This is a genomic window from Algoriphagus resistens (assembly GCF_001442615.1).
GTDB classification, from domain to species: domain Bacteria; phylum Bacteroidota; class Bacteroidia; order Cytophagales; family Cyclobacteriaceae; genus Algoriphagus; species Algoriphagus resistens.
On the sequence record NZ_LMXN01000003.1, the window covers coordinates 142514 to 166532 of the forward strand.

A 24019-nucleotide genomic window follows, 5' to 3' on the forward strand; every position below is an offset into this window, starting at 1 on the left:
TATTAGCGGTAATTGACGAGCTGCCTAAAGATACAAAATGGTACTACTTTTAGCCTAACTACTACTTAATCTTTTATCGGCATAAATTCAAAGTCCGTTTTCTGCAACTTGGCCTGGATCGTATTCCAGAAATTCAATAGCTTAATTTAGCTATTTTTCCTTTAGCACCCGATGCCCATATAGAACCATCTGCATGTCCCATTTTCACGGAGTGGAAACCTTCATTGGAAATCGGCTCCCAGGTAATCCCTGCATCGGTAGAATAATCCGAACCAGACGGACCTACAGCGATCAAGCTTTTTTGCCTCGGAAAATAAACTACTCCGGATCGATACCCGCCTGGACTCTGCTGTGGTTTTATCCATTCTTTTTTGGCAGCAACAAAAATTCCGGCAACACCTTCCTGCATTTCTTCTTCCAGGTAATCTCCTCCCACTCCTACTATTTCCCCACTGCCCATTCTTGTTATTGAAAAAATACCTTGGGATGATTCTCCCTGAACAAAAGGAGAGCTATATTTTTCCCAACTTTCCCCCATATCCTTGGAAAAATGGAGGTTCGACTCCTTACCGCCAGTGCCTAACCAAAGATGATTTCCTTCGGCAAGAAGTGACGTTGCACTGGCTGCGAAGGCAGCTTCCCCATCTGCAGCACCGGGAAGTGAATCAATCGGATACCAAGAATTACCTTGATTGGCAGTCTGCAGGATTGTCCATTTCCCATTAAAAGGGTCTCCTATTACAAATCCCCGGCTAGGGGATGAAAAGCTAATACCATCCAAAAAAGCGAATTCATTCTCCTGATGTTTTAGCTCCCATGATTTCCCCCCATCTTCTGTCTTGTAAATCACAGCTGGCTGTCCTGCTGAAACCACAATAGCTGTCATAGCATCAAAGGCATGAATCGATCTGAAATCCACTGTATCCAAGCCTGCAACCACACCATGATCCCAAGACTTACCCCCATCTATAGTTCTTAACCAGACCCCTTTGCTTCCACTTGCCCAAGCTATTTCGCCCGTGAGTGGAGAAAGACCTCGTAGAGAAGATTCTACCGGCGTCTCAAGGATATTCCAGCCACTTGGCTTTTCAGCTAGGTTTTCCTCAGATTTTTTACAGGAAAAAAGCGCTACCAATAATGATAGCGCCAGTACTTTTCTTTTGCTCATTTTTACTCTAAAATCAGACTATGTCAACTTTTCTATAGGCTTGGATTAATGCTTTTTCTCCTTCTATTCCCGGAGATGCATTTCCATGCTCCATACCCATCACACCTGTAAACCCTTTTTCGTGGATGAATTTGAATACATTGCTATAATTGATTTCTCCGGTTCCAGGTTCCTTTCTGCCTGGATTATCTCCGATTTGTATGTAAGCAATCTCATCCCAAGTCTTTTGCATCGTGGCGATCAAGTTACCCTCATTTCGCTGCATGTGATAAATATCATACAGGATTTTACATGCAGGGCTATCCACTGCTTTGCAAATCATATAGGACTGATCTGCATGGCGAAGGAAAAGGTCGGGATTGTCACTCAATGGCTCCATTACCATAACTAAACCTTCTTTTTCCAACACCTCAGCACCACGCTTGTAGGCTTCGATGACATTGCCAGTCTGCACGCCCATCGGTAGATTTCTTTCGAAATAGCCGGGAACTACTGTCATCCATTTTGCCCCAACCCGCTTGGCGACTTCTACAGATTTTCTGCATGTCTCTACAAATAAATCTTCGTGCTCTTTCTTGCCTGTGGTAAGGGAAGTCTTCCAGTTTTCGCCGCCATCTATTACAAATACACCCATTCTCATCCCTAAAGACTCTAGCGTTTTGCCGATAAGCGTTTGCTCTTCCACGGACCGTCCCAACATCCCGTTGTCCTCCAAAGATCTAAATCCCTGATCAGCCATAAACTTCAGCTCATCTACAACTCCGCCCGGAGCAGAATTTCTGAACATTCCGAAGTGAGGTGCGAAGTCCATTTTAAATGTAGGCTCAGCTTTGCCAGCAGCAAAGGATGGCATACTCATGGCTCCTGAAACACCCAAAAGGGTGCTGCCTAAACCTACTTTCTTGATAAATCCTCTTCTTTCCATGATTAAACCACTTTAGTTTTTCCCGGAATTGCATGCGGATAATATCCATCAGTCCCTGGCAAGACCTTAGGCATTGCATCCCAAGCCAATGTCTCAGGCATTAAATCAATTGTGCCATTTATTGCTTCCTCGAAAGTCAGTGGTTTACCAGAATAAGTAGCATATCTCCCCATAATCGCCGTCATTGTACTGTTTGCGGCATTCTCAGCATCAGCAAATTTATATTCCCCGTTAAACAAGGCTTCCCAAAGCAGATCATGCTCTACCTGGTATGGGTTTGGCTGATTCTTACGATCATGCTCATAAAGCACATTGCCTTTCCAGTCCTTGAGGGTTCCGAAATTCCCAGCACTTAAGTAAGCTGTCCCTTTGGTTCCTTGGAAGCTTTCATCCACACGGTTTTGAGCTCCCGGGAAGTGTCTACACTCACTGTGAATCACCGTTCCGTCTGCATAGGTATAAGTCAATACATGATGGTCAAAGATCTCCCCGTTTTCCTTGCCGGTCCGGACAAGGCGACCACCCGTTCCTTCGGCTTTCACCGGAGGTCCCTGTTTCACCCAGTTGGCAATATCGATGTTATGCACATGCTGCTCGTTGATATGATCTCCACAAAGCCAGTTGAAGTAATACCAGTTTCTCATTTGGTATTCCATCTCTGTCTGACCAGGCTGACGCTCTCTCACCCATACACCACCGTCATTCCAATAAACCTGACCGTTGATAATCTCTCCGATATCACCGTTGTGAATACGTTTGATTGTTTCGATATAGTTTGCCTGATAGTGTCGTTGAAGGCCTACCACTACATTTAGTTTTTTCGCTTTTGCTTCTTCGGCAGCCTTTAGGACTTTTCTGATGCCTGCAGCATCTACTGCTACGGGCTTTTCCATGAAGACCTGCTTGCCCTGCTTCACCGCTTCCTCGAAATGCATAGGGCGGAATCCGGGAGGTGTAGCAAGGATTACTACATCAGCTTGAGCGATGGCATCTTTATACGCATCAAACCCTACAAATTTCATATCCTCAGAAACAGCAAGTTTGTCTCCATATTTTTCACTTAACGCCTTATGCGCATTATCTAAACGATCTCTGAAAGCATCTGCCATAGCAACTACTTTGATGTTATGGCCTGTTGCCAAGGCTTGAAAAGCAGCACCTGTTCCACGGCCACCACAGCCGATCAATGCAAGTTTCAGTTCATTGACAGGGGCTGCATAGGCACCTGGCAGTACAAAAGGAGCAGTCATCAATCCGCCCGTAACCAGAGCAGAGGTTTTGATGAAATCCCTGCGGGAGTTCTCTAATTTCATAGTATAGGTATTAAGGGTTAGTAATCAGTAATTGGTTCGGCTTGGTAATAAGCCATAATTTCCTCTGGACTAGGGGGAATTTGAGGTCTCACCAGCCTAAGACCTAAGAAAGGAGCTTCTGGAAACCACCATTGGCTTTTGGGGATTTGTGGGTCTATCCGTTTCCAGTCTGCCGAACTCAAAAAACGCTTGGAAGAACTTATTTCAGAAGCCTCTGTATCATAACTTCCCCCCCGTACCACTCTTGGGTAAAGCTCGGTTGATGGATTGGAAGGGTTTGCTGTAGGAGATGATGCATAAAACTCCGGATCATATTGATCTGAAGTCCATTCCAGCACATTTCCATAAATGTCATAAAGCCCCCACGGGTTAGGTTTTTTCTTGCCAATCTCATGTGTAGTCTCGGCAGAATTCTCTTTAGTCCAAGCGTATTCTCCAAGCTGGGACGGATCATCACCAAAGAAATATTTAGTATCTGTTCCCGCTTTGGCCGCATATTCCCATTCGGCTTCCGTAGGAAGTCTATAGAAAATCCCGGTTTTCAGATAAAGCCAATGACAAAACTGGATCGCTCCATACTGTGTCATACCTATGGCAGGCTTTCCTTCTTTACCCATCCCAAAGGTCATATCCAAATAAGGCATACTTGGTCGGCTCAGTCCATCTACCATGTCTCCGATTGGGCCTTCGGACACAGCTAACTCATAATTTTTATCCAGGAAAAGCTCAAAGGCATCCCATGTCACCTCATGTGTTCCCATCCAGAAAGGAGCGATTTTCACTTCGTGGGCAGGCTTTTCATCCTCATTTTCTGAATTTGAAGAGCCCATTACGAAGCTACCTTCCGGAATCGGTGTCATTTGGAATGTCACCTCTGTTCCTGGGATTTTCTGGGTATAAGATTCAAAATTGGCTTCATTCACATCAAAACTCATCAGAATCAATGCGCCGATAGCAAGGTATTTGGTGTTTGTCTTAAACATGTTCAAAGAAAAAATCTTTAGCGTTAAATATACTAGTATAGGGTTTAGGATTTAGTCCGTTTTTGATGGATGGAGCGAATAGATGCTCACCGTAGATTCATCCGAATAGACAAGCAGTAGTCTGTTGTCTGAACTGATTTTTCTGATGTTTCCATGGAGATTCAATCCGCTTTGGGCTTTGGTAGCATTCGTAAACTTCCCTTTTCCATCTCCAAGCAAAACAACGCCATGGTTTGCATCATATTTCCCGAAATATAGTTTGCCATAGCCAATATTTCCTCCCAGAACCATATCTAAATTTCCATCGTCATTTACATCTACCGCTGCTGAGGCAAACACAGGAGAAAACTGAGCTTGGATGGGCAATGTTTTCGCAACATATTTCCCCTCAGAATTCCGTACAAAATAAGTCGTCTCCAGTCGGTTAATATAGATCGAGCTGGTTCCTTCCCGTTCCTTTGCTGTAAACAGCTCATCCATTTTCACATTGGAAAACGATTTGAAATCCAGATATCTCTTCTTAAGAAAAAGAACCTGTCCTAAAATCTCGTCTCTGCTGGCCGCAGGATATTTTTCATTCTGTATATAATATCCCAAAAAGGCATCAACGGAACCATTGCCGTCAAAATCCTTGTAGAGGATTTCGGCAGGTTGGGAATGGGTAGCTTTGATCTGGGAGTTTGTGCCAAGGTTGCCTGCCAAAATCTCCACATTTCCATCGTCATCCCAATCCGCAAGTGTCAGGTCATTCCAAAAGCCAAATTCATGCTTGGCGAAAAAATTTAAAGTTGTTTCTTTCCATTGATTTTTTTGGAAAGAGAAAATCTGAATAGGCATAGCTTCCCCAAGGACAATCAATTCCGGTTTTCCATCCTGATCCAGATCTGCCATGCCTGAGTCTGTAAGCATTCCCAAATTGACAAACGTGGGTGCAAGTTGTTTCGTCTGATCAGTGAACTTGCCTTTGCCGTCGTTGATATAAATCCTTCCTCCAAGGGAAGTAGGAAACTGACCCGGAGTAACACGGGCCCCAACAAATAAGTCAGGAATTCCATCAAAGTTGAAATCGCCCTCTTGCACAGTGCCGCTAGGAAAGGCTTCCTCCGGAAGCGCTTCGGAAGCTTGCCTGAAGTTGCCTTTTCCGTCATTTAGATAGAGTCGATCCCGCAATGCCTCATCTCCTAGGTTGAAATCATATACTCCCCCGCTGGCCACATACAAGTCCATATATCCATCCCCGTTTGCATCGAATACGATAGCATCAGTGTCTTCTGATCGTGAAGCTGATTCGAAAACAGCCGTGTTCTGCTTCTTAAATGATCCATCAGAAGATTGAAAATAAATGGAGGCATCGGCATCGGACCCTGCTCCCACAAACAAATCCTCACGTCCATCTCCATTAAAATCATCAAAAACCATCGCTTTCCCGTTTCCTGAAACAGGATTAATCAGCAAAGGCTGTCGCTTATAATCATTAAAATCCCTGCCTTGTGTGTTTTTTAGAACTGCCCTTTCGGTAAGAAATACCTCGGAAGGAACGGGCTTGATGCGAGAGGAATTTACTGCGTCGTTTTCACGTAGTTCCAGCAGTTGGTTTGCCCGGATTTTATATTCTTTGGATATCTTTCCTCCAGGCCAGGAGACCATAAGAGAGTCTACTTCGTCCAAATCACCTAACCCAAAATGCAGCGTCGTTGACACAGAGGACTGATAGCCACGATACGGATTCTGTTCCAGGACCTGAATAGTACCTCCAGCATATACTTCTATTCTGGCTCCAAAAGCTGAGGAATTCGATTCCGATCCTAAGAGTTTTACTTGCAAATAATTTTTGCCGTTTTGCTGAGCAGCTTGATTTTCATAAATAGAAGCAGGGGTATTGATATTATTTACGACCAGATCAAGATCTCCGTCATTGTCAAGATCACTATAGGCAGCACCACTACTATTTAATACATGATCGATTCCCCATTCCTTGGTTTGGTTTTGAAAAGCTAACTCCCCGCTGTTTTTAAAAATGTAATTGGTCAAGTTCGAGGAAGGCATGTTTCTCACCATGTTCAACAAATCCTCCCGCTTTAGTTTCCCGCCTGAAGTACGGACGTAATTGTCCATGTATTTGAGAAAGTCCTGATTGTTGTAATCTCTTAAGTACCCGTTTGTCACAAACAGGTCCTTCCAACCATCGTTATCAAAATCAGCAAAAAGGGAGGCCCAGCTCCAATCGGTATTGGATACACCAGCCAGCTGTCCGATTTCCTGGAAAGTACCGTCACCGGAATTCACATGCAGCATATTTCGCATGTACTGATGATGAAATCCCTTGTTCACATTCAGTTCAAACAGCTCAAAATTATCGGGGGCAAGCAGTAGCTTTTGTCTTTCATTTCCTTCGGGCAGCATGTCCAGCGTGAAAATATCCAATAAGCCATCGTTGTTGAAATCAGCGATATCGTTACCCATGGAAAAATGGGAGGTATGGCCCAAACGCTCCAGGATTTCATCTTTGAAGGTGCCGTCCTTCTGGTTGATATAAAGGTAATCCGGCATGGAATAGTCATTGCCGATGTAAATATCCGGCCAGCTATCCTGGTTAATATCAGACACCGCAACTCCTAGACCGTAGGAAAGGCTGGAACTCGATATACCTGCTTGTTGTGTGACCTCTACAAACTTCCCATTTCTATTTTCAAAAAGCTGAGAGCCTGCCTCATGCTTTTCTTTGAGCAATACCTTGGTCAGATTTTCATCCTGATTTTGGATAGATTGGGTATTGTGATTTAGGAGAAAAAGATCCAGATCCCCATCCAAATCATAATCAAAAAAACTTGCGGAAGTACTGGGCGCATTGGAAGCAATTCCGTATTCCTCAGCCATTTCCTTGAAAATAGGAATTCCATTTTCATCGTTTCCCTGATTTACAAAAAGCTGGTTGGTTCGTTTTTCAGTGGGCAAATTGCCGGAGTAACACTGATAAATATCTAATTTATTGTCCCCGTTGATATCGGCGAATACAACTCCGGTTTTCCAGGGACCTGATCTTCCTGTGGCTCCGGAAGCTTGAGCTGTTTCTTTGAATTTGAGTTCACCCTGATTTAGGTAAAGTTGGTTGCCACTTACATTGGCAGAAAAATAAATGTCATCTAATCCATCGCCGTTCAGGTCACCCACAGCTACACCTCCACCATTGTATAAGTACTCATACATGAGGACATTGAGGTTAAGTGTCTCCTCTACCCTATTGGAAAAAGTGATTCCCGTTTGCTCAGGAGTCAAAAGAGCAAAGAGGGGTGGGGTGTTGTTAACTGAGGGAGTATCAGTTTGGATTGAATCGCCTTTTTCTGAGCAAGACAACATCAAAACACTAAGTCCTAAAACGGTAATAAGCGTTCTTTTGGTCATAAGCTAAAATAATCTAAGCCACCCCAAATGGAATGGCTTAGATCAAAAATTAAGAATTGGTCTTGTTATTCGAATCCTGGATTCTGGATCAGCGCTGCATTTCTATTCATCTCATCCCTGTGGATCGGCATGAAATACATTTTATCCAGCCAAGCTCTGTTTTCTTTACCCGGATCTATAGGCTGAACTTTGTAGACGTAATTGTAAATCTCAGGATCGTAGCGATAGGTAGAAAGTGTCTTTCCAGGCTTAAGCGTCCCTGTAATGCTAATTATATTTGCCTGACGTCCAAATGTCTCCTCTGCTATCATCCAACGACGAACATCATGGAATCTTTGCTCTTCATAGGCCATTTCTATACGCCTCTCATTGCGGTAATCTTCCATTAATTCTTCACCTGAAGATGTAAGGGCTGGCTGTCCTACTCTAAACCTAATCTGGTTCAGCCAAGCTTTTGCTTCAGCTTCCTGACCTAGTTCCAGCGAAGCTTCTACATAATTCAATACAACTTCAGTATACCTGATGATAGGCCAAGGAACTTCTTGCCAGGTATTCTGGTCAACAACTGCAGGATCCGGATCTACAAATTTCCTAATATAATAGCCAGTATAACTACCATTCCAATCCTCTATAGAACTGTTTCTTGTATCCAACCCAAAGTGCGTCTGTTTTGCTCCGGAGGCATCTGTTACTTCGTAGGTCCCTGTTTGGATTTGTCCCAAAGGATCCTTTGGCTGGTTTGCTATGGCTCTAGGCTTCCACTGAGCCCCATCATAAAGGATGGAAGCATAGAAGCGGGCATCACGGTTTTCATAAGGAGCAGATGCATGAGTGGGATTGGACCAGTCAAACTCAGTCCCATCCATCATTTCATAGTCGTCCACCAGCAGTTGCACAGGGCTGTTTCCTGCCCAGTTATTATAGCCATTTGGTCCATTATATAGTCCTTGACGACCACCGTCCTCCTGCTTCATATTGATAAAATATCTAGCAAGGAGTAATTCATTTTCACCGCCGTTTCTGGAAAGGGAGTTGTTCATGTAGTTTTGGATTCCCTCTTCATGAGAAACCGGCTCTGATAGTCCATATAAGTTACCGGAAGCTTTATCTAGCACTGCTTTGGCAGCGGCCTGGGCTTTTTGCCATCTCTCAGCTCTATTACCACCCGTATACACCAAAAGGTCAATATCACTAAAACCAGATAGGGTAGTGGCATTTGCTTGTGCGGTTGGCCCATCATGTAGGTCACTGGCAGCATACAATAGAACCCTTGCCTTAAGGGCCAACGCGGCTAATTCATTAGTACGTCCATCTGCCATACTTTTTCCTTCTAACAGCATAGCTGCATCATCCAAGTCAGCAATAATGAAATTGATGGTTTCCTCCCAGCTGGATCTTGGTATATCATACGTCTCTTCTCCAAGTTCATAAGGACGGTCCACCAAAGGGACGCCACCGAAATATCTTGCCAGATCGTGGTAATAATAAGCTCTCAAAAACTTTGCTTCTCCAAGCAATCGATCTACGATCCCTCCATCGTTGGCAAATTGTGGTTCGGATAGTTCGCTGATCGCAAGATTAGCTCTTCGAATGTAGCTGTAAAGCCTTTGCCAATTATAAGTTCTACGGTCTGCATTATTCCAACCTACATCCGCAGAGTTTATTCTAGCCTCGGTCACCGTGGTAATCCCACGTCCTGGATGTGTAAAGATTGCTTCATCGGTCAACGATGCCAACATTTCCTCATTGAACCCACCTTGGCCAAATCCCTGATAAATTCCTGTGACAAAAGCCTCAGCCAGTGCAGGGTCAGTCCATACTTGTGATTCTGATATCTCAGTGAGAGGGTCTGTGTTAAGGAAATCACTGTTACAGCTTGCGGTTGTTAAGCTTGCCGCAAACAGTAGTACTAAGTATTTTATATTTCTTTTCATTAGTTCGGATTAGTTAGAATGAAACAGAAAGACCAGTGTTGATTACCCTTGCCTGAGGATAATATTGTCCGAGTGAGTTATCTGATTCCGGATCATATACTTTGTTCTTGCTCCAGGTGAACAAGTTCAGTCCATTCACATAAAAACGGGCATTTTTGACACCGATTTTCTCAGTAAGGTGAGCAGGAATATTATAGCCAATTTCCAAGTTTTTCAGTCTTAAGTAATCAGAACTTCTGAACCAATACGTATTCCCTCCAGACCAATACTGGTCAGATCTGTTGGCAAGTCTTGGATCTGTGCTACTTGGGTTGTCTATTGTCCATCTGTTATCATAGATATCAGATAGGTAGTTACCGATATTTCCAGATTCCCCAGCACTGATAAATTGTCTGGCACCTGCCGCACCCTGTAGCAAAACTGTAAGATCAAATCCCTTCCAGTTTGCTGACAAGTTCACACCGCCCTGGAAAGTTGGGATATTGTTTTGATCCATACGGATTCTGTCATCAGGAGTGATCTTGCCGTCTGGAACCATCACCAGATTGCCCTCCTCATCCCGGCCTCCAATATCTTTGTACTTCATATCTCCAGGACGTAAATTGTTGGTGATAGCAGTATAGTCTAGTGTTTCAGCATCAATGGATTGCTGATCTGGGAATACCCCATCGTACTGATAGACCAAATTTGTGTTCATAGGGCTACCTGTAGACATCTGCCAATGCGGCGCTCCCGGTGATTCATCCCAAAACAAGATGCTGTTTTTGGCATATCCTCCGTTTACACTTGCAGAATATTGGAATTCTCCATTTCCTCCTCTGATCCCCAAATTCAGGTCAAATCCTTTATTTTCCACTTCTCCGATATTTTCAGCAGGTAAGGATATGCCTGTTGTTTGAGGTACCGATGCGTTCTTTCTCCATAGAATATTCGTTCGCTTGTTATAAAACATATCAAACTCGAAGAAAATTTTTCCCTGAAGAAACTGTCCCTCAAAACCTAGGTTAGAGTTGTTGGCTATTTCCCAGGTAATTGCTCTATTTGGTACTCTGGTTTCAAATAGCGTTTTAGTTTCTGTTCCATCGATTATATAAGAACTAAAGCCGTATGTAGACAAGAATTGATATTCTTGAAGTTCATCATCGTAATAGATCTGATCATTCCCTAGCTGACCCCATGAACCTCTGATTTTGAAGAAGTCAAAGGTTTTTCCAAGGGAATTTTTCCAGAAAGTTTCTTCAGACACAACCCATCCCAGCATCACACCTGGGAAGAAACCAAATCGGGTATCTTCGGGGAAGATATATGAACCATCATATCTCCAAAGAAACTCTGCCAGGTATTTCTCTTGGTAATTGTACGCTACTCTACCGAAGTAATTCAGACGTGCTCTGTTGTATGCATCACCACCATTATCTTTCTGAAGGTCTCCACCAGCAAACATTTGGTCAAGGGCAGTGGATATAAAGAATCTTCTATAAGCATCGAAATTACTGCTTTCTATAGTTTCTCTGTTCACACCAGCTACCACATTCAGTGTATGGACATCGTTAAACGTTTTGTCGTAATTAAATACGCCTCCCAACAGAATATTTAATGTCTGTTCAGAACCTTGAGAAAGATTTGGTTCAGCCGGACCTCTTTTACTTGGTACCAAAACTGGTGTCACCCCATCTTCCTCGAAACCATTACCTCTCTCATAGAGTGTCCATGGAATTTGCCAGGTTTTAGTAGCCCGTATATACTTATCAATGGCTGCTGTACCAGTAAATTTCAATCCTTCTACTCCCGGAATCTTAATCTCTAAGTTACCCGTAGTCTGGATATAGTCCCGCTTATCTTTATTGTAACCCGTCTGATCTGTAGTAATTACAACCGGATTCTCTCCGTTTTCAATATCAGGGCCCGGCTTACCATTTGGCCAGTAGGCTGGTTGGTTTGGCTTGCCCCGCATCTGCATACGGAAGATTGCTTGGGCACCCCTAGTTGGGAAAAATCTATCTTCTTCTCTAGCTAGAATACCTAAGCCTACCTTTACATACTTGTTGATATTAGCATCTAGATTGATTCGCAAGTCATACTGTTTGAAGCCTGTTGCGGAGTTTTTATAATAGCCATCCTGATTTTGATAGCCTAAGGATGTCAGGTATTTTACATTCTCGCTACCACCAACTACCTGTAAATTGTATCTGCTTTGAGGAGACCAGTTCTTCAATGTTTCCCCATACCAATCTGTATCAGGATAGTTCCAAGGATCAGAACCGTTTCTATACAATTCAATCTCATCAGGGGAATATGGAGCAGTTCTTACCTGGCCATCAGGTCTGGTGTATTCTCCATTCTCCTTATAAGCCTGATTCGCGGCTGCCCATTCACTGGTAGGAAGCTCATAGATATTCAGTTCATTTAGCGCATTTGCATATTCAGCAGAATTAGCAAGCGCTGGCAACACAGCTGGCTGAGCCCATCCCTGATTTACTTGGAATGTCAATTCTGGTGCTCCTGTTGAGCCTCTTTTAGTGGTAACAAGGATTACTCCGTTTGCTGCTCTTGAACCATAGATTGCTGCAGAAGCATCCTTCAATACGGATATATTCTCGATGTCATTTGGGTTCAAACGCTCCAGACCACCTGCCCTGGCTGGAATACCATCGATTACAACCAATGCATCATTGTTACCTAAAGTATTGGAACCACGGATCCGAATACTGGATCCATCATAGCCCGGCTCACCGCCTCTATTCACTGCTACTACACCTGCCATACGGCCTGCAATAGAGTTGGATAGGTTCATCGCCGGAGACTTGGTCAGCTCCTTACCTTTCACAGTCGCCACTGAACCCGTGATCGTTTCTTTCTTCTGCTCACCATAACCCACCACAATTACTTCATCCAAAGATTTAGTATCAGGTTGAAGCGTAAGATCAAAAGTAGATCGATCACCTACCGGTACTTCCATTTGGGTAAACCCGATAAATGATATTACCAAGACATCCGAAGATCCCGAAATACTAAGCGTGAACTTACCGTCAATATCTGTGACAGTACCATTTGTGGTGCCTTTCACAAGGACAGAGGCACCAGGCAGAGGCAGATTGTCTTCACCTGAAATCACCACACCAGACACCTCCCGGGTCTGTGCGAATGCTGTGCTAAGCAGCCCGAGACAAAAAATTATTGTCATGCTGAATAGCTTAAAATGAGTAAAGTTTCTCATTGGCATAGGGTTTATTATTAATTAAGATAATTTAACCATCTAATGTCCCCCAATGCAATGGCAAAACCAAACTGTTTTTTACCAAAAATTGACTGGATTTTGATAAAATGAGCGTATAACTAGATCTTTAACTGAATGAAATAGGATTATTCCAATAAATAAAGGACAATACGAAGAACCGCAAAATTTTATTTTGTCCCAATATAATGCGAAAATGCTTCAAACGTGCTCTTCAATCGATTGTTATAATCGGTTTACCACGGCCCTTTTAGGAATTTTCAAAGACCACATTCCTCTCAAATTTCCAATCTCAAAATTTCTTGCTAAATCTTCGGCATAAAGAGAATCTATCCTTCTCAAAACCGTTTCCTGTATATCATTTGTCGGATCCCCGTGACATGACAAACAAAATTCCGAAGAAACAACAATTGCCTTCGTATAGAGCAAAACTTCTCCTCCATCAATACCCTGGATATTTGATTCATTTTTGATCCCGTTTTCCACATTATATTGATAAGCCTCCAGAATCGGCAACTCCTCTTCCGTAGGCAAATTTGTTTTATTCCTCGCGCGTGTAGAAGTTCGTCGTACAGTAACTCCATACTTCTCGTCTAATTCACTTAGAATAGGAGATGCATTTATATTGCAAAATTCTAATGCTCCCTCAAACCCCTTTTCCTCTACTGCCTTATGAAGACTTCCCATTAATAGCCGTTGCGCTTCAGTACTGATAGAATCTCCCCAGATCATCGCTTCCTGGGTAATTTGGGCATCAGAGAGCTTCTTTGCCTCCATAGCTTTGTTCACTTCCTCAAACACGCTTTTGGAAACTCGCTCCTGAGGTCCGCATGCCATCAAAAGAAAGACAGGGATTAGAAAATAGATAATGTGCTTCATGAGGGTAAGTCGTTAGGAATGGATAAAACTACGAATCATAGCCTGAATTCACCCTAGGTTTATAAATCAAAACCCGGTAAAAGAAGGAAAGAGACAGCGACAAGGTCAGGCAGGCGTTTAGGAAAGCTAAGAAAATTTCGCTACTGGCATAATTCCGTATATTCATATTGTTTAATTCAACGATGCACATGCAAAAAACAGTAGGCCTATTTTTAATCGGGATGGTTCTTAGCACACAGCTTTTTTCCCAGACCTGGGTCAGAATGCAAAGCTGGGGGCTGGATCTGGAATCCATTGAGTGGATAGATGAAAACGTAGGTTTTTCCGTAGGGGAAAACCTTATTATCCGTACGTCAGATTCCGGGAATACATGGGAAGAGCTTCCAGTAAATTTTGATGGAAAGCTTCTGGATGTGGCTTTTTGGAATCAAAATGAAGGGCTGGCGGTAGGTGAGAATGGATTAATTCTTAAAACCCTGGATTCGGGAAATACCTGGAATCAAATACTTTCGGGAAATACCCAGACTTTGAAAAGCGTAGCGATTTCAACTGAAAATAAAGTAGTTGTATCCTCAGAAGGTGGCCAGATTCTGTATTCATCCAATAAAGGCGATACTTGGACGATGCTGAATTCTGGTACGGACCAAAGTTTGAATGATATATTCTTTATTAATTCCGATACCGCCTACATCTCAGGAAATCAAGGAACAATCTTGAGAAGCTATGACGGCGGCAATCAATGGTCCACGTTGAATTCAGGATTATCTGCCAATCTCAATGGGATTGCTTTTTCCACTCCTTTGATTGGATACGCCGTAGGAGATGAAGGGACTATAGTAAAGACATTAGATGGTGGGGAGGATTGGGCTCCCCTGATTTCTCCAGTAATGGCTGATTTACAGAAAGTAGCGATCAGTCCTTTGGACATTCGCATAGTTACTGTTGTAGGAGATTCGGCCACCGCTCTCCGATCTACCAATTCGGGATCCACTTTTGGGAAAGCCAATCTCGGCGCAGCAAACACTAGAAATCTCAAATCCCTGGGATTTAAACCAATAAGTAATCTAGTGTTTGCAGTAGGTCAGGATGGCTACCTTATTTCATCCACCAATGCAGGAAGTAGTTATAACCAACGCATGGCAGGCATCCGAAATGATTTTACAGGTACAGACTTCAAGTCAGATCGAGCTGGACATATTACCGGACAGAAAGGTGCCGATTATGCCACAAGCAATGGTGCCGGCAGTGTGGTATATCGGGCAATTCCTGAAGAGATTGACATTGTGGGAATGGATTACTGGAGCACTTCTTTTGGATATGTAGGAGGGGCCGGTGGAAAAATCTACAGAACCGGAAATAGCGGATCAACCTGGGTTCCTGTACCCGCGCAGACATCAAATACTATTACCGGATTTTACCTATTTGCCCCATCAGTGATCTATGCTACAGGTACGAATGGTTACATAGCAAGATCGTTTGACTCTGGAGGAACTTGGGATGCTTCGGGCATCCAATCCAATACAACAGAAAATCTTAGAGATATCACCTTCTTTGACTACCAAGTAGGATTTGCAATGGGAGATAACGGACAGATCAGTTGGTCAAACGGCGGGAATGCTTGGGAAAATCTACCAAAGTTGACCACAGAAGACCTGCACGCGCTTTCAAAGCTAGACTCCAATACTGCCATAATAGTAGGAGATGCCGGAGTGATTCTTAAGTCTGAGGATATGGCTAAGTCTTGGCGAAAGATTAATGTTCCCTTCACAGAAAATTTCACCTCGGTAGATTTCTGGGATGAGTTTTTGGGATTTATTTCTGGAGAAAACGGACTCATACTCCAGACAAAAGATGGGGGAGAATCCTGGTCACAGCTACCCAGTGGAACTAGCAGAAACCTCAACGGTATAAGTGTGGGAACCCCCACAGTAGCTTTTGCTGTAGGGGATGATGGTACTATTTTGCGCTACGAATGTATTCCTCCTACGGATCTAAGTGCGATTACAGGGGAAAACAAAGTCTGTCTGACTGTCGGACATTACTCCATTGCTGATTCCGTCATTCCGGAAGCGCAGCTCATATGGCGTGTGGATGGTGGTGAGATTGTTTCAGGTCAAGGTACCTCTGAGATCGAAGTTATATGGAAAACACCCGGAAGAAATGGGGTGTATGTCAGTATGGAAAATTTCTGCGGAAACGGAAAGACTTCTTCTATGGAGGTAATTGTTTCCGCTACTCCCCCTACCTCTATTCAGATTGAAGGGAATGGCGCCGTTTGCCTAGAAGGGACTGAGGTTTATTCACTGCCAGCCCTAACCGGGGTTACTTGCACGTGGGAGGCAACCGGGGGAGAAGTGCTGGAAGGTCAAGGTACATCACAGATTCTTGTAAAATGGAATGCTTCAGGCAGCCAAGAACTCCGCGTAGTTCAGGAAAATCTTTGTGGAAAAGCAGCTGCTGTACTAAAACCAATAGTAGTGAATATGCCTCCGGATCAACCTGGAGAAATAGAAGGAGAAAGCCAAACCGGACTCTGGGAAACAGAATATGCAGTTCCCGCGCAGGAAAACGTGAACTTCAAATGGAGTATCTCAGATGATGGTGGTAGAATACTTCAGGGACAAGGCACGGAAAAGATAACTGTTCTTTGGGAAAAGGAAGGCGATTTTCAGCTTACCGCCGCTGCCGAAAACGAATGCAATGAAGGAGAAGCAAGAATTTTACATGTGAACGTCAATGTAATCACCTCTATCCCGGAGGAAGAGGATTTAAACATTCGCATATTTCCAAATCCCTCTTCAGGAACAGTCACCCTGGAATTAGGAGGGGGAAATTATGAAAGCCTGAAAGTAATGAATTCTTTCGGTCAAGTAATTCAGTCTGTGGAGCTGTCTAATGGCATTAGGGAAATATCCCTGGAGCATTTACCAAGAGGAATGAATTTGATCCAGCTTTATACCGAGTCAAGTGCAGTGGTAAGAAAGGTAATTGTGAGGTAAGACCATTGTTGAATTCTTTAACCCTGGTGAAACAGGATCGATCTCCTTTTCCTAGAATGCTTAAAGTACAGCACGATATCGGGAAGAAGAGCGGAATGAAGAAGGCTACACCACCTTCTATTAAATTCATCTCCTAAATTATGAAGTTCATCGGAAAACAGAAGGCTTCTCCATGAATAATAGCCTGGAAGCGCTAATTTTGAATAATGGCTAAATTTAAACGACCACTTATTTTTTTCTTTTCCACGCTGATTTATGCTTTGTGCCAGATGCTTTTCAGTATTGTTTTAATGAAAGAAGATTTATGGAAGAATTTTCACATACAGTTGTCTGCCCATTATATCGTAATCTTTGCCATGTGCATAGCAGACTATGGATTGCTGCTGTTTTTAAACAAATACCTTCCCTATTCTAAAAATATACTCTATCGAATAGTGGCAGACATCGTAGGTATTACCGTAATAAGCCTGATACTGTTATGGATATTTAATTTTCTCATATATGATGTGTTTCTCATTGCCAAAGAAGGGATGCCTTCTTTTCTTGTCAAATTTGCATTTGCAATGACTACCAATATTCCTATTCTGTTGGTGTTCGAGTTAATTCATTATTTCCAGTCCGAACAGAAAGCGATTGCCGATTCTGAAAAAGCCAAACGCAAAGTTTTGTTATTCCAGCACGAAACCTTAAGATCACAGATAAACCCACATTTTCTGTTTAATTCATTGAATGTACTGTCTTCCTTAATATACATTAATCCGGACAATGCAAACAAGTTTACAAAAGCCCTCTCAAAGACGTATCGGTACGTCCTTTCCCTTTCCCAACAGCCAGTAGTGTTAGTCTCGGAGGAATTGGATGCATTGGACTCGTATGTCTATCTAATGAGAACAAGGTTTGAGAATTCTTTTACTTTTAAAATAGACAAAATATCAGACTGTACGCCGAACAAGATTGTACCTCTCACCCTGCAATTACTTATAGAGAACGCGTTTAAACACAATATTGCAACCGAAGAATCCCTTTTGAATATAAAAATCACTATCGACAGCGATTACATTACGGTTGAAAACAACATCCAGCCTTCAAACCGTTCGGATAAGGGTGGAATCGGGCTGAAATACATTGCCCAGCAATATGAAATCTATGCTAAAGAAGTCATCATCAAACAGACCGATGACCTATTTATTATTAAAATCCCTTACATACAGCCATGAAGTACCTGATAGTAGAAGACGAGCGGTTCGCCTATGAAGAGCTGAAGCGTATGTTGACGAAATTACGATCAGGCTATCGGTTGGAAAAACATACTAAAACCGTCATCGATACCATCAGGTTTCTTAAAGATTCTACTGTCGATCTAATCCTTATGGATATTCGTCTTGCAGATGGCAGCTGCTTCGAGATATTTAACCATATAGAGGTCACCACACCCGTCATCTTTACTACCGCTTACGATGAACATGCCATCAAAGCATTTAAGCTAAACAGTATCGATTACCTGTTAAAACCCTTTGATGAGAATGAATTAGAGGCAGCATTAGCCAAATTTGAGAATATCTTCCATAATCCCTCTTATAAATCCAGTTCTAAGAATTTTGAGCAGATGCAATCGCTCCAAACCAAAAACCGGTTTTTGATATCTAAAGGAGAAAACTATCACTATATAGAAACTAAAGATATTGCCCATTTTTATAGCGAAGACGGAGTTGTCTTTCTTCATACTTTCAAGGATAGGCGGTATATCATTAGTTATACCCTAGACCAGTTAGAACAACAGTTCCATAACCATCTGTTTTTCCGCGTTTCCAGGAATTGCATCGCCAACGTAAAAGCTATTGAAAATGTAGCCAAATACTTCAACAGCCGTCTGAAACTTTCCTTTTTGCCTGCTTGTCCCCATGAAGTATTGGTGAGTCGTGTACGCGTTCCCGACTTCCTAAAATGGATGGATGGAATTATAGAATAACTCCCACAGAAAATTCCATCTCTTTCGTTCTGCATTTCATTTAGCAAATTCTGAAGCCTATCGTCTATAGCTTCGGGTATCGCCCTGTTCACTGTTCTTTTGTCTTACAATCAAAATTTCAGAACAATGAAAAGAAACGTAGTAACATTTATCGCTGCAGTAGGTGCATTAATTTTCTCTGCAAAATTGTCCGCACAGGACAAACCTGTATCAGTTGGCCTCAAAGTCGGTACAAGTCTATCCAATTACCGGTTAGGAGGTGACATGAAAGGGTTCAAGAGTAAAATGGGTATAGGCGGCTCTGTGGGCGGTTTTATAAAATATGACCTGAACCCATATTTTGCTCTGCAATCCGGGGTCGATGTATATTATAAGACCTCGAAGTCAGAACCCAAGGCGCATAAATCATCCGACAAATTTAAATCTATCGGTGTAGAGATTCCTCTTTATGGAATTATCCAAGGGGATTTGGGAGGAGGAAAAGCCTTTGTAGGGGCAGGCCCTTATGTTGGCTATGGAATCAGTGCAAAATCTGATGGGGTGAACTTGTTCAAAAAGAACAGCGAGACAGGTGAGTCTGCTATGAGCCGTTTTGATTACGGTGTCGGAGGTATCATTGGATACGACTTTGACAAACTTTGGCAAATAAATGCAAGCTATCAATTTGGCCTTGCGGATCTCCATAAAGCCAATGCAGGTTCTATGAGAAGTCATGGCGCATCTATTGGAATAGTGCATAAATTCTAAACGCTACAAAGCTAAAAACAAATTGTGCACCGAAGTTTATGCTGATGCCAAATGGATAAAGCCTGGATTTCGGTACACAATAGCTTCAATCCGTACCAGACAAATCTTAGAATTTATTTTATCCTCTTCATTCTACATTTCATCCAGTCAATTCTGAAGTTTAAGGTTAATCACCTTCTGTTTTGCTTCCCTTATCATTTTTTTAGCCGGATATATAACGAATATGTACAAGCACAACTTTAAAATCATGAAGTCAATTTCACTATTCCTAACAGCCTTGGTTACGCTTCTAGGCCTGGAGGGAAAAGCACAACAAGTGTCTTTCAAGACGGAATTCATTGGAAATTCAGGCTACTATTATCTCCCGCCAGGCGAAATGCCCAGAGAGAAAATCGGTGACAGCAAAGGCTCTGCTATGATTTATCAGGCAGCGTTCAATATGCCGTTATCCATGAAATTAGATGAGAACGAAAGTCCTACTATTTGGGGTGTAGCCTTAGGTGGCACCTATGTTTCCTTGAGAAACCAAAATTTTTCGGAACACATGGTCTCCGAAATCATGAATTTTCAATTCGGAATCTATCATCTACGTCCATTGAACGACAAGTGGTCGATGAGGGCAAGTGCCGGAATAGGAATTTTTACTCCCTCTACTGATTTTTCTAAAATCAGCTTTAAAAATGTGCTTGGAAGTGGAAGTGTTATTTTTATCCGTCACCTGAACCCTAATCTTGCTATTGGTGGCGGCATGTCTATAAATAGTTCTTTGGGTTATCCGATGATATTTCCAGCCGTTTACCTCAGCTGGAGGCATAACGGTAAATTCGATGTGAATATTGAATTGGTGGAAGGTCTGGAGATATCGACGGGCTATGATTTTAATGAGAGGTTAAAATTATCGTATGCCCTTGAAATGAACGGGCAGGTAGCATTATTGGAAAAGGACGGAAAGGATCAACTATTTTCCCATCAATATATCGTTACCGGATTTCGTCCTGAGATGAAGCTTGGAGAAAAAGGATTCTCTGTGACGGGAATGGCAGGAATTAATCTATATCGTCCAGCATCTTACAGCGACAGAACATTGAAAGGAGTGTTTGCTGGTGATAATGATTATTATTTTTCTGTTTCCCCGTATGCGTCAATTGGTCTTGAGTTGAAATTTTAGTTTATGAAAATAAAGCAATCCTTGCAGACTATCGCATACAGAAGTATTTATACTATTACTTATGCACTAAGCCTGCTGCCTATGGGGTTTCTCTATGCGATGTCTTCTTTTACTTTTATTCTGGCTTATTACATTCCCGGGTACAGGAAAGCGGTAGTTATTCAAAACGTTGCACGTTCCTTTCCTGATAAGCGATACGGGGAAAATCATGCAATTGTAAAAAAGTTTTACGCTTGCTTTGTCTCGTATTTCGCAGAGATTATAAAAAGTGTCTCTGCTCCAGTAGAAGTACTTGATAAGAAAATAGTATTTGAGAATATGGAGTTGATAGACCACCATATAAACTTAGGTAGAAATGTAATCGCGTGTTTGGGACATTGTGCTAATTGGGAGATGTTGGGCTTTATGCCCAATAAGATGCGTCATGATTTATACGCTGTTTATAGGCCCCTTAAATCAGCAACGATGAACAGGCTGATGATTAAACTCAGGTCTCGTTTTGGAATGAAGTTACTAATGGAAAGAGAAGTTGTCCGCCATATTCTATCGGAAAATTCCAGCGCTGCTGTCTATCTTTTTCTTGCTGACCAATGCCCACGTGTAAATAAGGAAAAATACAGATTTAAATTATTGAATCAGGAAACCTATTTTTTCTCAGGTATGGAAAAATTAGCCCGAACAAGTCACTCGGCTGTCATCTATCTCCATATCACACAGGTATCAAAAGGGAATTACAAGATAACCTGTGCGCCGATATGTTCGAAAGCGGAATCTATGAATGAGGGTGAAATAACACAAAAGTACGTTGATCTTTTAACGAAAAACATAAGAGAAGAACCATATGGCTGGCTATGGACTCATAAACGATGGAAAAGATAAAATATGGGGAGACTACCATCAAATAAAATCTATAACTGCCAGATATTCGGGGTACTTATCCCTGCCACTGAGATTCAACAGTTAACAGTTCCTTTACTGTTGATCAACGAAAGTATTTTAGCCCAGGAAAACCAATTCCCAAACATCTGCTCCCCCGTCCCGTTGTTCGGCATTTGCAATCTAGGATTACCTACGGTAATGCCGTTCTGATATTATCCCTATACATCCTCCTGCATCCTCTCTTTTCCCACAGAATTAATAGAGAGCAATCGTTAATAACTTTATTTACCATGGGTGACGCGTCCTTTCGAGGAAGCATTACAGGTCCTGGTCTGGGTGGTGGACAATCTGTTAGAAATTCTTTCAGTGAAAGAATTTAGCTTTGAGCCAGCATAGTCCGGCGGAATTGAGGAAAGTTGCGCAACGGCGCAGGTTTTAGTCTTTCTCCAACTCCCCGAATTCTGCTGTTCGCTATTTCCAGAGAAAATATGGGGATTAATCTTTAAAAAATATCCATGACTCGGAAATTCAGCATATCACTGTTCTCCCCGGATATTTACATATTGGAAAATATCTCCAACAGTAGCATTTTTTACAAAGGCTTTTTTCAAAATAGCCTCAGGAAAATAACCTGCTTTTTCAAGGACGTTCATGGATTGTCCGTTGAAATCATAGACTTGGGCGAAAATCCGCTCGATGTCAAACTTCTCAAAAATATACTTGGTGTAAAGTTTTACCGCTTCAGTGGCTATTCCTTTGCCCCAAAAGGGTTCCCCTATCCAGAAGCCCAGCTCCATATTGGTACGGAGTTCATCTTTCCCTCTCTCTGATCCTATAGAGCCTGCCAATTTCCCTTCAAACTCAACTGCGAAGTTTTGCGGGGGGTTAAATTTCTGGTTATGCTCTATCCAGTAACGCGCATCATGGATCGTATATGGCTGAGGATAACTATCCTTTAGATTCATTGCGATCTTGGGATTATTGGCCAAAGGATAGAGTTGATGAAAATGAGCCTCATTCCAGGTCACCAATCTTATTTCTCTGTCTCCGGTAATAATCATAAAAGTCTGATGGTTAATTCTTCAAGATAATAGTCTAATCGCAGAATCAATAAAATTCTAATGGATTTTATGCAAATGATCAGCCTATTCTTCTAATCCACTGCTATTCATCCTGTCAAGGTTCTCGGCAAATCTCAATGCGGATATAAAATCCTCAATGTGCCCATCCATTACCTCGGGGAGATTGTATACAGTTTTATTGATTCTGTGGTCAGTGACTCTAGATTGCGGATAATTATAGGTTCGGATCTTGTCGGATCTATCACCAGATCCCACCATGGACTTTCGCTGTGCTCCTACGGCATCATTATGCTTGGCCAACTCGATTTCATAGAGCCGGGACCGCAACACCTTTAGCGCTTTCTCAAAGTTTTTGATCTGTGACTTCTCATCCTGACAGGTCACTACCAGTCCTGAGGGTTCATGTGTCAATCGCACGGCAGAGTAAGTGGTATTCACAGATTGCCCTCCTGGCCCTGAAGAACAATAGGTATCCTTTCGCACATCATTCATATCGATGTTTACCTCTACTTCATCCATTTCTGGTAATACAGCCACAGATGCCGCTGAGGTATGGACTCTTCCCTGCGATTCTGTAGCGGGCACGCGTTGTACTCGGTGAACACCTGACTCATATTTCATCCTGCCATATACATCGTCTCCTCCCGAAATGGTTGCTATTATTTCCTTGTATCCTCCCGCGGAGCCGAAGGTCAAATCTAAAACAGTAAGTTTTAAATTTTGCATTTCGCAGAAGCGCTGATACATACGGAATAAGTCCCCGGCAAAAATTGACGCTTCATCGCCTCCAGCTCCACCTCTGATTTCAAGAATACAATCTTTGGCATCATTAGGATCTTTCGGTATCAGAAGTTGTTTCAGTTCACTCTCCAGCGCTTCCTTCCTTGGCCTTAGCTCATCCAGCTCCCCTTTTGCCATTTCTCTGAAGTCAGGATCTTTCTCCTTATCAAGTATTTCCTTTGAGCTGGCAATATTTTGCAGGACTAAACTGTATTCATCATACACTGCTACAATTTTCTCAAGATCCTTGTATTCTTTGGTCAGTTTGGCATATTTGCCCATGTCTGCCATAGATTCCGGCAGTACGATTAGTTGACCTACTTCCTCGAAACGCTCTTTAATTGATTGTAATTTGTCCAGCATAGTATTGTAATAGCAGCGCAAAAGTAGGAAATTAATTTGGAGGCTGAGTATCCAATTTGACTAGTTCTACTTCCGATATAGGTAATTCCTGTTTTCTTGGAAAACCCCACCACTCATAAGATCATACCTTAAGTATGTCTATACTTGCCTGTTACAGCTACAATAAGCTCGCCTATGTAAATCCCTGCTCAGC

Annotated in this window: 16 protein-coding genes; 6 read left to right on the forward strand and 10 right to left on the reverse strand. The window is 42.5% G+C overall.

Features of this window, described 5'->3' with window-relative positions:
• Window positions 1-133: 133 nt before the first annotated feature.
• From AS141_RS06915 to AS141_RS06950, 8 genes are all read right to left on the reverse strand, one after another.
• Window positions 134-1168, reverse strand: a complete 1035-nt coding sequence (locus AS141_RS06915; protein WP_057936918.1) for a WD40/YVTN/BNR-like repeat-containing protein — start codon at window positions 1166-1168, stop codon at window positions 134-136.
• 13 nt (window positions 1169-1181) lie between these two features.
• On the reverse strand, window positions 1182-2093 hold the full coding sequence (locus AS141_RS06920; protein WP_057936919.1) for a hydroxypyruvate isomerase family protein: 912 nt from the start codon (window positions 2091-2093) through the stop codon (window positions 1182-1184).
• 2 nt (window positions 2094-2095) lie between these two features.
• Entirely contained in the window at window positions 2096-3406 is a 1311-nt protein-coding gene (locus AS141_RS06925; RefSeq protein WP_057936920.1) for a Gfo/Idh/MocA family protein, read from the reverse strand.
• Window positions 3407-3423: 17 nt separating this feature from the next.
• Window positions 3424-4389 (reverse strand): formylglycine-generating enzyme family protein, encoded by a 966-nt coding sequence (locus tag AS141_RS06930; protein WP_057936921.1) that lies wholly within the window; start codon window positions 4387-4389, stop codon window positions 3424-3426.
• Between the two features lie 51 nt (window positions 4390-4440).
• Window positions 4441-7791, reverse strand: coding sequence for a VCBS repeat-containing protein (locus tag AS141_RS06935; RefSeq protein ID WP_057936922.1), 3351 nt, complete (start codon window positions 7789-7791; stop codon window positions 4441-4443).
• A gap of 65 nt (window positions 7792-7856) precedes the next feature.
• Window positions 7857-9725: a RagB/SusD family nutrient uptake outer membrane protein gene (locus AS141_RS06940; protein ID WP_057936923.1), complete on the reverse strand. Its 1869-nt coding sequence runs from the start codon at window positions 9723-9725 to the stop codon at window positions 7857-7859.
• A 13-nt stretch (window positions 9726-9738) separates the two neighbouring features.
• On the reverse strand, window positions 9739-12909 hold the full coding sequence (locus tag AS141_RS06945) for a SusC/RagA family TonB-linked outer membrane protein (RefSeq protein ID WP_232424838.1): 3171 nt from the start codon (window positions 12907-12909) through the stop codon (window positions 9739-9741).
• A 276-nt stretch (window positions 12910-13185) separates the two neighbouring features.
• On the reverse strand, window positions 13186-13839 hold the full coding sequence (locus tag AS141_RS06950) for a Tll0287-like domain-containing protein (RefSeq protein WP_057936924.1): 654 nt from the start codon (window positions 13837-13839) through the stop codon (window positions 13186-13188).
• A 188-nt stretch (window positions 13840-14027) separates the two neighbouring features.
• On the opposite strand from AS141_RS06950, the gene AS141_RS06955 reads away from it, so the two are divergent.
• From AS141_RS06955 to AS141_RS06980, 6 genes are all read left to right on the forward strand, one after another.
• Window positions 14028-16838 carry a YCF48-related protein gene (locus AS141_RS06955; RefSeq protein WP_057936925.1) on the forward strand — a complete coding sequence of 937 codons (2811 nt, stop codon included), beginning with the start codon at window positions 14028-14030 and terminating at the stop codon, window positions 16836-16838.
• Between the two features lie 206 nt (window positions 16839-17044).
• Window positions 17045-18055 (forward strand): sensor histidine kinase, encoded by a 1011-nt coding sequence (locus AS141_RS06960; RefSeq protein ID WP_057936926.1) that lies wholly within the window; start codon window positions 17045-17047, stop codon window positions 18053-18055.
• Window positions 18052-18807 carry a LytR/AlgR family response regulator transcription factor gene (locus AS141_RS06965; protein ID WP_057936927.1) on the forward strand — a complete coding sequence of 252 codons (756 nt, stop codon included), beginning with the start codon at window positions 18052-18054 and terminating at the stop codon, window positions 18805-18807. Before AS141_RS06960 ends, AS141_RS06965 begins: the two co-directional genes overlap by 4 nt.
• A gap of 126 nt (window positions 18808-18933) precedes the next feature.
• On the forward strand, window positions 18934-19554 hold the full coding sequence (locus AS141_RS06970) for a porin family protein (protein WP_057936928.1): 621 nt from the start codon (window positions 18934-18936) through the stop codon (window positions 19552-19554).
• A gap of 247 nt (window positions 19555-19801) precedes the next feature.
• Window positions 19802-20722 (forward strand): DUF6268 family outer membrane beta-barrel protein, encoded by a 921-nt coding sequence (locus AS141_RS06975; protein ID WP_057937229.1) that lies wholly within the window; start codon window positions 19802-19804, stop codon window positions 20720-20722.
• 3 nt (window positions 20723-20725) lie between these two features.
• Complete coding sequence (locus AS141_RS06980; protein WP_057936929.1) at window positions 20726-21601, forward strand: lysophospholipid acyltransferase family protein; 876 nt, start codon at window positions 20726-20728, stop codon at window positions 21599-21601.
• A gap of 536 nt (window positions 21602-22137) precedes the next feature.
• Here the strand turns inward: AS141_RS06980 and AS141_RS06985 are convergent.
• Both AS141_RS06985 and prfA read right to left on the reverse strand, forming a co-directional pair.
• Window positions 22138-22662, reverse strand: a complete 525-nt coding sequence (locus AS141_RS06985; RefSeq protein WP_057936930.1) for a GNAT family N-acetyltransferase — start codon at window positions 22660-22662, stop codon at window positions 22138-22140.
• An 84-nt stretch (window positions 22663-22746) separates the two neighbouring features.
• Entirely contained in the window at window positions 22747-23826 is a 1080-nt protein-coding gene (gene prfA / locus AS141_RS06990) for a peptide chain release factor 1 (protein ID WP_057936931.1), read from the reverse strand.
• Between the last annotated feature and the right edge of the window lie 193 nt (window positions 23827-24019).

Excerpts from the sequence above, each read along its gene's own strand:
- AS141_RS06930 (WP_057936921.1), bottom strand. The coding sequence starts at position 4,389 with ATGTTTAAGACAAACACCAAATACCTTGCTATCGGCGCATTGATTCTG.
- AS141_RS06960 (WP_057936926.1), top strand. The coding sequence starts at position 17,045 with ATGGCTAAATTTAAACGACCACTTATTTTTTTCTTTTCCACGCTGATT.
- AS141_RS06965 (WP_057936927.1), top strand. The coding sequence starts at position 18,052 with ATGAAGTACCTGATAGTAGAAGACGAGCGGTTCGCCTATGAAGAGCTG.
- AS141_RS06925 (WP_057936920.1), bottom strand. The coding sequence starts at position 3,406 with ATGAAATTAGAGAACTCCCGCAGGGATTTCATCAAAACCTCTGCTCTG.
- AS141_RS06935 (WP_057936922.1), bottom strand. The coding sequence starts at position 7,791 with ATGACCAAAAGAACGCTTATTACCGTTTTAGGACTTAGTGTTTTGATG.
- AS141_RS06970 (WP_057936928.1), top strand. The coding sequence starts at position 18,934 with ATGAAAAGAAACGTAGTAACATTTATCGCTGCAGTAGGTGCATTAATT.
- prfA (WP_057936931.1), bottom strand. The coding sequence starts at position 23,826 with ATGCTGGACAAATTACAATCAATTAAAGAGCGTTTCGAGGAAGTAGGT.
- AS141_RS06945 (WP_232424838.1), bottom strand. The coding sequence starts at position 12,909 with ATGACAATAATTTTTTGTCTCGGGCTGCTTAGCACAGCATTCGCACAG.
- AS141_RS06985 (WP_057936930.1), bottom strand. The coding sequence starts at position 22,662 with ATGATTATTACCGGAGACAGAGAAATAAGATTGGTGACCTGGAATGAG.
- AS141_RS06950 (WP_057936924.1), bottom strand. The coding sequence starts at position 13,839 with ATGAAGCACATTATCTATTTTCTAATCCCTGTCTTTCTTTTGATGGCA.
- AS141_RS06975 (WP_057937229.1), top strand. The coding sequence starts at position 19,802 with ATGAAGTCAATTTCACTATTCCTAACAGCCTTGGTTACGCTTCTAGGC.
- AS141_RS06940 (WP_057936923.1), bottom strand. The coding sequence starts at position 9,725 with ATGAAAAGAAATATAAAATACTTAGTACTACTGTTTGCGGCAAGCTTA.
- AS141_RS06955 (WP_057936925.1), top strand. The coding sequence starts at position 14,028 with ATGCAAAAAACAGTAGGCCTATTTTTAATCGGGATGGTTCTTAGCACA.
- AS141_RS06920 (WP_057936919.1), bottom strand. The coding sequence starts at position 2,093 with ATGGAAAGAAGAGGATTTATCAAGAAAGTAGGTTTAGGCAGCACCCTT.
- AS141_RS06980 (WP_057936929.1), top strand. The coding sequence starts at position 20,726 with ATGAAAATAAAGCAATCCTTGCAGACTATCGCATACAGAAGTATTTAT.
- AS141_RS06915 (WP_057936918.1), bottom strand. The coding sequence starts at position 1,168 with ATGAGCAAAAGAAAAGTACTGGCGCTATCATTATTGGTAGCGCTTTTT.